The following is a 7,793-nucleotide window of genomic DNA, read 5'->3' as shown; positions in this document are numbered from 1 at the left end:
CGGTGGCTTCTGGCCGGTCAGCTTTCCCTTGTTCCAAGGCACGCGCCGCGCGCTGCCGACGTCAATGGCTTCCATGACGATTCTCCTTTCGACGGAAGGAGGTTCAGTCTGAGGCAATCGCCAGCGGACGATATCCCGACCCTGAAGGGACGTTCGCGTCTCTCGAAAGCGGCCGTTCGAAATAAGTTGGCCGGGTACCGCTAGATGGACTTTGGCCGAGGCTCAGATAATCTTCGCCCACCAAGAACTGCAATTCGTTATGTTAGGCTAACGAGATTACATGACGGCCCCGTAACAGACATCGATAACTAGAAAATGACTGACGGCGCACCCAAATGGGCACGAATTGGTGAGGCATTCTTCGGCGGTCTAGGGAAAGGAATGCTGGTATTTGTGGGCATAGCCATACTGATTGTGGGCGTGCTCACAGGAGGGCTAACGGATCTCGGCGGCACCTTGCCAACCACACGAAAAGAGTGGGGTTATTTTCTGCTCATCATTCTGATATCCGTCATCGGCGCCATCTCCTTCCTCTGGCTGCGACATTCCTTGAAGTTTTGACATAGCTACGGCAACACCGTTCACCGGTTTTTGGGCGAGACCATGAACGACCTCTGCTGACCGGTTATGAACGCTTGTCGATCAGCCAGATTGAAGCTTTGCAACGCAGTCGCGGATCGCCACTGCAAACTGCGGATTAGATAAATCGATACCGACACGCGCGAGCGAAAGCAACAATTGCTCAATGCCTTCAACAACTCCGACAATGCGTCCGTTCTCGACGGGGTCGCGAAAGCCAGGAAGCGCTTCCGGCAAGTGAGATTCGATACTTGCGCATCCGTCCTCAATCGAGATTTCGACCCCGAACGGCAGAAAAAACTCCCGGTTCTTGTCCATTTTCCTGATCTCGACGTCGTCAGCAGCCGCATTGTCAACGATCCAGCCCACGATGTCGAACGTCCGAAACTGGCCGAATGCTGCTAGGACGGGCATTGGCCGGGCGACCCAAAGTGACCTCTTAGCCTTCGGCTGTCCGGTCACTCGTTACAGCACCTTCACCTCGGATTCCCTTTTTTCTTTTCATCTTTGCGATCAACGCTGCGACCAAAACGACCGAGACCAGCAATACAGCTATGTCGCCAAGCGCATACATCACCGCGGTCTCGAAGAAAGTACCCGGCGACGTAGCACGAAACACATCGTGCAGCGATTCCCCTCGCGTTTCTCTACCAAGAATGACGCCGGAGAAGGCCGCGCGGGCTAACTGGTACGCGCCGAAAATGCCGATACTGAGGAATATGAACGAGCCGAAAATGATGTCTGTTAGCTCGGGCTCCTTCTCCGCCTTGCTTAGCCCAAGCTCGGTGCCGTCGCTCCTGTCCGCTTCGCTTCCGGCGGCCGATTGCCGACGACCATTGGTTCGGATGAATGCATCGCTGAGTTTAAATAGGATGAGACTCATGCCTCCCGCAAGGATGCCGAAGGCTCCAGCGAAAATCCCGACTGTAGCCCCGTCACTCCAGTGCTGACGCGATCGGACGTCCAGCAGGACACCGATAATAACTGACGACCAAAGGGCAGTACCGAAGACGCCCACGAAGCATAGCAAGCACCATTTCAACCAGCGATTTGACATACCTCTCCCCGAATTGTGAATTTTATACGGACATATTTGGGAGACGATGCAGCATGTCGGGCTGCACTGTCAATCAAGAGGGTGCGATGACGCCTGCATAGGCCTGCGTGATTAATACAGTCGACGATTTGAATGTGTCGGCGAAGGACCGTTCCTGGCCGCGCTGTGCCCCACGGCCGAGCGCGCCGATCGCCTCGGTTGCGCGTTTCATGCGAAAGGCATAACTCGCCACCCGATTCGGCCGTTCGCCCCTTCATAAAGCAGACGCTCGCCGATCCGGGTTCCCCCAGTTATCTAACCTGCGTCATGGCTTTTTGACGTAGCTGAACACCTCGTTCACGTACGGGGATCGCCGACCGTTGACCTGAAGCACATCTTGAATCGCAATTGCGTCCTGTTGTGAATGGGACATGCAAATCTTCAGAAGGTCTGCTGGATCGTCAGTGTTCGTCAGCGTTAGGCCATAACACGCATGTTTGCCTTGAACGATGTATTTTCCGGTCACCGTAAATGTTGCGGTATACAGGGTGCCTATCATCTGATTCATCGCATTGGCAGAACCGCATACTGCGACCAATACGAGCAGAGTCGCACCAGCCAGGCTTGCCATCCACGATTCCGAAAGGCCAAACGTTCGTTCGGGGCCCGAGCGTAGCTTGTACGATCGGCCAACTAGTGCAGATTGAAATTTCCAAGCGGTGAAAACTCCGACAGGAATTGCGACAGGCAAGCTCCTGTACCAATAGCCGCTGCTGATCTCAAAGGCGATAGCGTCTGGCGTCGCGGTCCACCCGAGGGCTACCAGGATTACGACGTATAAGAGCAATGCGCCGTTTGCACTGCGACTGGTTGACACGAACACCGAGGTGTTTGAATCCATCGTTTTTATTGTTTCTTGTTTCAGGCAAGGATAAGTCCGAGCACAGCGACCCGACAGCTATCGGCTGTCAATTTGCCAGCGGGCAAGGGCTGCAAGCGATGTAGCGATCTCGCTCGTGCCTGTCGGTCCCCTCCGTCACCGACATGCCGACCGATTGTCGACGATTTGGAGCACAAAGTCGAATGACTCAAAGTGCCGCCGACTCTTGCCCGACGCAGCGGACCGTCATCGACCCTGAGCGGACGTTTCGAATGTTGGGAAGGATACGTTCAAGAAGTGAAAAATCGCCGGAAACCAAGAGTTCGCACCCTTGGTGAGATACTCTTGCATCCACAGAACAAATGCCCATGAGTACAACGAACGGGGGGGAAATATGGCTGCGACTCAGAGCAAACCGATAATCGCTCTACGCTTCCTGCACGTCATTTGCGCGTTGGGTGTGCTTATCTCGCTTATTACTCATAGAGTGCCTGGTATAGTGATCAGCGGTCTCCTTGCAGGGGGATGTAGCGTTGTGATTAATCGAATTTCCCGTCAAAACCCTGCATCCAATCAGCGGCCCAGCGCCCGTACAAGTAAAGCTTATGTCGTATGCCTGTGGGGGATTGCCGGATGCATTGCCCTGGTCTTGATCGGCGTACCTTATCTCGCAATTTTCGCGCACCGCCATTGATTGTTATCGGGACCGAATCTTGAGGCTTCTGGGCGGCAGGTTGCGCAATGCCGGTACCGCCCGACCGCTGACGGCGAGTGGCTGCTTGTGGCCGAACTCGGAAATTCGACGGCATCAAGCGGATGCTTACTCGCACGAGACTAGACCTCAAAAACTGAGAAGATAGCCGGACGTTACGGGTCCGTAGTTCGACGCGGATACCCGCTCGCAACGATCGTCAACACCCTGCAGGCTGGCGAGAAATCAACAACTACGCAGCCGCCTGCTCGATTGCCAAGTTTGCGTACATATCATCAGCCGCAAAGGTAACTTCGCGCCCCAACTCGGAGCCTCGAAGATATTCGGCCGGAAGATGTGGAACGTTGCTTTCGTCCCAACACCTTCGCCATGTTTGACCTCTGCCAAGCCGCGGCACCGCATATGAAGCCCGGCTCAGCTATCATCAACACGACCCTCGGTCAATTCGAAAACACGGCAGCCGCAAATGCTCGTTTACACGACAACGAAGGGCGCGATCGCGACCTTTACGGTGGGCCTCGCGAAGCTGCTTGCCGCGCAGGGTATCCGCGTGAACCGTGTGGTACCCGGCCCTGTGTGGACGCCGCCGCAACCGTCGACAAGAACATCGGACGGACTCGCAAAGCTCGCCGGCGATACGCCGCTCGGCCGGCCCGCACAGCCCGCCGAAGTCGCGCCCGCATACGTGCTGCTGGCCTCCGATGAGGGGCGCGATATGACCGGGGCGCTTCGGCCCGTTACCGGGGGCATGCGCATGCTGTGACGTCGGCGTGTTCACAAGCGGTGGCACGCATGTTGCGAGAGAAGTGGCAACCCACTTCTTTTGCGGGAGCCTGCCATGATTTCGCTGCCTTTTCCCCGGCTGCTGCAACGACTTGCAAAACCGACCCGAGCCCGCGCTGCCTGCCGGCTTGCCGTACTTGCCCTCTCAGCCGCCACTGCCACCGTCGGCACCATAGCCTGCACGCAACAGACGGCAATGTTCGCGACCGCACCCACCGCGCCCCAGCCCGCGTCCTCGCCCCGTGCCGGGCTTCCGCAAGCTGCCCGAGACATGCATAGCTGGCACGGCGTCGCGCTGGATGTGAGCAGCATCGTCGAGCAGTCCTCCGCTGAGGCGGCATGAAGTCTTTCCTGGGCCAGAGGAGGTAAGACCTATGCTTCAGGCGATCGTGTTCGACATAGACGGAACCCTCGTGGATTCGGTTGACCTGCATGCGCTCGCCTGGCATGAGGCGTTCAGCCAGTTTAGCCACAGCGTCAGTTTCGAGCAGGCGCGCAGTCAGATTGGAAAGGGCGGCGACCAGCTAATCCCCACGTTCCTGTCTGACCGTGACATCGCAGATCACGGGGCAGCACTCGAAGAATGTCGATCCGCGCGATTCAAATCTGAGTACCTGGCCAGCATTCGCCCCTTTTTGGGTGTGCCGGAACTTTTTCTGCGGGCTCGCGATGCCGGGCTCAAGATAGCCGTTGCCTCTTCCGCCAAAGAAGACGAACTGCAGAAGCATCTGGAGATTGCGGGCGTAACGAAGCTGATCGACGCTGCCAGCTCGTCATCCGACGCGGATCGATCGAAGCCCGCGCCCGATATCTTCGAGGCGGTGCTGGCAAAACTGCACGTTGAAGCGTCCAACGCACTGGCTGTGGGTGATTCTCCGTACGACGCCCAAGCCGCAAACAAGACCGGATTGAACTGCATAGGATTACTATGCGGCGGATTCATCGAAAAAGACCTGCGCGCCGCCGGTTGCATCGACGTCTATCCGGGCCCGGCTGCGCTTTACGCGTGTTTCGATTGGTCTCCTCTATCGGCCACACGTACATCTATGTTCGGCCGTGGGGCGCGTTAGCCTTTCCGCGCAAAGATCAATGACGCAGAGGATCCGATTTGCGTCATGCGCGCGGCGCCTTCGATTGGCGAGTTAGCCGCCCTTGTGGAATGGCGGCGGGCTTTTCAATCGTGTGCGCTGGCGCTTTGGTGCACGCTCAGGGGAGAGAAATGCAGACGTTTATTCTGTGCAGCAATCCCGCGTGCGACGAGAGACTGAAGACGCTTAGACAGGAGATGGGCACTGCCTGCCAGCAGTGCGCGTGGTGCCGCGGGACGGGTGGCGACTGGCGCGAGAGCGCCGTCGCCTGTCTTTGACGGCGGGCATCAGCCGTTCAGTTGCGACTCGACGTTGAGGACGATGCGGGCGACCGGATTGTTGTCGGCGGAATCCGGCGCGAACTTGATCTGGGCGAAAGTGAAAGCAGCGAAAGCGACGACGACGAGGGCAGCAGATGCGGCGATGCGGGGAATGTATTTCACAGGGGCTTCCTTTCGAGGTGTAGGCAGAAACTGGCGAAGCTGACAGGGGGGCCGAATCACTTCGGCGCGATGGCTGTCGACAACCGGCAAGGCCGCACACGGGGTCCGATCGCGCCTGGCGATCTGGACCGCACTGCAAAAAGAGGGGCGACCCAAACCCAGCCACTATAAAGGTCTTACCCGTGTGTGCAGTGCGACACCCGGTCGCCAGTGGGTGCTTAATTATTGAGCAGTGCTTCCTGATTGAAAGGTCAATGCAGGCCGTAACGAGCAGTGCGGCACGGTGCTTTAGACCACCAGCGGCACTGTGTTAAAACAGGCTTGACATGGGATGCGCACGCCACCAATGGCGCGTAGGAGATTCCATGGACCATTACATTGTGCTAGCCGTGATTCTGCTAGTCCCTTCGATCGCGTTCGCGTCCGTGCTTTATACGGGCACGCACAAACGCCATTGAAGGCCAGTGGTGAGACTTTGCCGCTGGTTCAGGCGGCACGGGAAATCAGACGACCACCAGCCCGCCACGTAAAGCTCCCCGAGGGGCCCGCAAGCCCTTTAGGCTGCCTTGCGCAGCTTGGAGGAGCGCTCCGCCTGCTTCGCAAGGAAGCGCGTGTGGTGCGCCTCCAGGTAGACCGCGGCTTTCAAAGTACAACGGCCGTTCGTCGACTCGCGTACGAAGATGGGACTTCCGCGTGTACCGACATTGAGGAAGGTTGGTAACCGGATATCGATGCCACGTCAGGGAACCATCTGCATATCGCCCTGAGCTTGCGGCGGCAGCTTGATAGAAAGGACTTTGAATTCGCCGCTGCTCGGCTCGGATCCCGCATGTACCGTCCCCCTCGGGATAATGATCAGGTCGCCAGGGTGAATCTGACGTTGTTCGTTACCCAGCCAGAAAGTGCCGCTTCCCGAAATCACGTACTGGATCTCGTCAGAACCTCTATGCGTATGCTTGGGTACGTTACCGGTTTGCACTGCGACAGTCCCGATCGGCGTGACTACCAGGCCCTTCGAGCGAAGGGTACCCATGTTCGGAACCTGTGAGCCGAGATCGGCATCGGTCATGGCCGCCAGGTCGATAATCTGCGCCGTCAGCGGTACGTTTGATGTTTGCGCTCGCGCCGGCGTGCTCAGATGTGACGCAAACATGCCGGCAACAAAGGCGGCGGGCAACGCCGCAAGATAGATGTATTGACGCATGTTCTTGTCCTTTTAGGTTAAGCGGAACCATCGACGCACGGTGCCCTGGAATGACTTGTCTTTGTTGGATTGTCGCGCCATCGAACGGGCAGTTCACAACCAGGGCAACACCGTAGTACGCCACCGTGTTGCCGCAAGCCAAAAATTGCTGACCGCTGACCACCAACGAAGCGAAGCGGCCGTCAGACTGACACAGTCTCAGCAACCGTAGAACTGAATAATTCTGTCACCGGCTCAACCTTGCGGCGACGTGCTCAGAGCCGCACTTGTAGACACTAATGTGCTCTACGGTAGCTGCGCGATCTCGGGCAGCGCTTTTCACAGGGGACTTAGTGCGAACTCTGGCAGTCATCGGAGGGGCGGGTGCGACCTGCAACGGCTAACCGCCTTCCATCCGTGACCGGGTGTATTCTGCGGCCGTATGCCCGACCATTCGGCGCTGTCCGCTGTCACTGTCTGGAGACGCGATGAATACTAGTAACCGGAAGCTTGCTTCCTCTACCTGCCAGCTTGTGCAACCTGGGCGGGAGTTCGAAGGCAAACAAGGGCTCACCTATGCTGTCGGTATCTCCGCGGAAACCGTGGGTTCGAAGCATGTGCATCTGCAGCTTGCAACCATTCCGCCCGGTGGCCGCGCGAAGGCGCATCTCCACGCAGACCATGAGACCGCCATTTACCAGCTGAGCGGTGTATCGGGGTGCTGGTATGGCGAACGCCTGGAACAACATGCGGTGGTTCGAGCCGGAGACTTCTTTTACATTCCCGCAGGGGTGCCTCATGTTCCGTATAACGCGAGCCCGGATGAGCCTTGCGTTGCGGTGATCGCCCGAACGGATCCCAAGGAACAGGAAACCGTCACGATGCGGCCGGACCTTGACTCGTTAGTGCCCGGGTCTGGCGTTACGCCCTGATATCCGCACGGATCTGGATTGGCGCTTGCTGCTACCAGCGAGTTTGCTGCGCGGCTTTTGCACGGTGTGGGCCGCCGCCGCAGCAGAAAGCGGGGCGGGGGGCTGCATCGGATGATTTTTACGGATCCTGAGTTTGATTGGAAAGACAACGTGTTGT

Annotated in this window: 9 protein-coding genes and 1 pseudogene; 5 read left to right on the top strand and 5 right to left on the bottom strand. The window is 57.7% G+C overall.

What is annotated here, in order from left to right:
- Nucleotides 1-315: 315 nt before the first annotated feature.
- Nucleotides 316-561 carry a hypothetical protein gene (locus U5A57_RS40985; RefSeq protein ID WP_321918018.1) on the top strand — a complete coding sequence of 82 codons (246 nt, stop codon included), beginning with the start codon at nt 316-318 and terminating at the stop codon, nt 559-561.
- Between the two features lie 81 nt (nt 562-642).
- Here U5A57_RS40985 and U5A57_RS40980 read toward each other — a convergent pair whose 3' ends face one another.
- From U5A57_RS40980 to U5A57_RS40970, 3 genes are all read right to left on the bottom strand, one after another.
- Nucleotides 643-993, bottom strand: a complete 351-nt coding sequence (locus U5A57_RS40980; RefSeq protein WP_321918016.1) for a hypothetical protein — start codon at nt 991-993, stop codon at nt 643-645.
- Between the two features lie 25 nt (nt 994-1,018).
- The gene (locus U5A57_RS40975; protein WP_321918014.1) at nt 1,019-1,636 is read right to left on the bottom strand and encodes a hypothetical protein; all 618 of its coding nucleotides are present in this window, start codon (nt 1,634-1,636) and stop codon (nt 1,019-1,021) included.
- A gap of 304 nt (nt 1,637-1,940) precedes the next feature.
- Nucleotides 1,941-2,246, bottom strand: coding sequence for a hypothetical protein (locus U5A57_RS40970; RefSeq protein WP_321918013.1), 306 nt, complete (start codon nt 2,244-2,246; stop codon nt 1,941-1,943).
- A 1,409-nt stretch (nt 2,247-3,655) separates the two neighbouring features.
- Between U5A57_RS40970 and U5A57_RS40965 the strand changes: the two are divergent.
- From U5A57_RS40965 to U5A57_RS40955, 3 genes and pseudogenes are all read left to right on the top strand, one after another.
- Nucleotides 3,656-3,970 (top strand): annotated as a pseudogene (locus tag U5A57_RS40965) (SDR family oxidoreductase); the annotation flags it as partial.
- A gap of 75 nt (nt 3,971-4,045) precedes the next feature.
- Nucleotides 4,046-4,333, top strand: coding sequence for a hypothetical protein (locus U5A57_RS40960; RefSeq protein ID WP_321918012.1), 288 nt, complete (start codon nt 4,046-4,048; stop codon nt 4,331-4,333).
- Between the two features lie 31 nt (nt 4,334-4,364).
- Nucleotides 4,365-5,060, top strand: coding sequence for an HAD family hydrolase (locus tag U5A57_RS40955; protein ID WP_321918011.1), 696 nt, complete (start codon nt 4,365-4,367; stop codon nt 5,058-5,060).
- Nucleotides 5,061-5,365: 305 nt separating this feature from the next.
- On the opposite strand, the gene U5A57_RS40950 is transcribed toward U5A57_RS40955, so the two are convergent.
- Nucleotides 5,366-5,521: a hypothetical protein gene (locus U5A57_RS40950; protein ID WP_321918009.1), complete on the bottom strand. Its 156-nt coding sequence runs from the start codon at nt 5,519-5,521 to the stop codon at nt 5,366-5,368.
- 739 nt (nt 5,522-6,260) lie between these two features.
- Nucleotides 6,261-6,725 carry a cupin domain-containing protein gene (locus U5A57_RS40945; protein WP_321918008.1) on the bottom strand — a complete coding sequence of 155 codons (465 nt, stop codon included), beginning with the start codon at nt 6,723-6,725 and terminating at the stop codon, nt 6,261-6,263.
- 467 nt (nt 6,726-7,192) lie between these two features.
- On the opposite strand from U5A57_RS40945, the gene U5A57_RS40940 reads away from it, so the two are divergent.
- Complete coding sequence (locus U5A57_RS40940) at nt 7,193-7,636, top strand: cupin domain-containing protein (protein ID WP_321918007.1); 444 nt, start codon at nt 7,193-7,195, stop codon at nt 7,634-7,636.
- Nucleotides 7,637-7,793 lie beyond the last annotated feature (157 nt).

This window comes from Paraburkholderia sp. J11-2 (assembly GCF_905220185.1).
Classification (GTDB): Bacteria; Pseudomonadota; Gammaproteobacteria; order Burkholderiales; family Burkholderiaceae; genus Paraburkholderia.
Note: the sequence above shows the minus strand (reverse complement) of the source record. Positions and strands in the feature narration are given on the sequence as shown.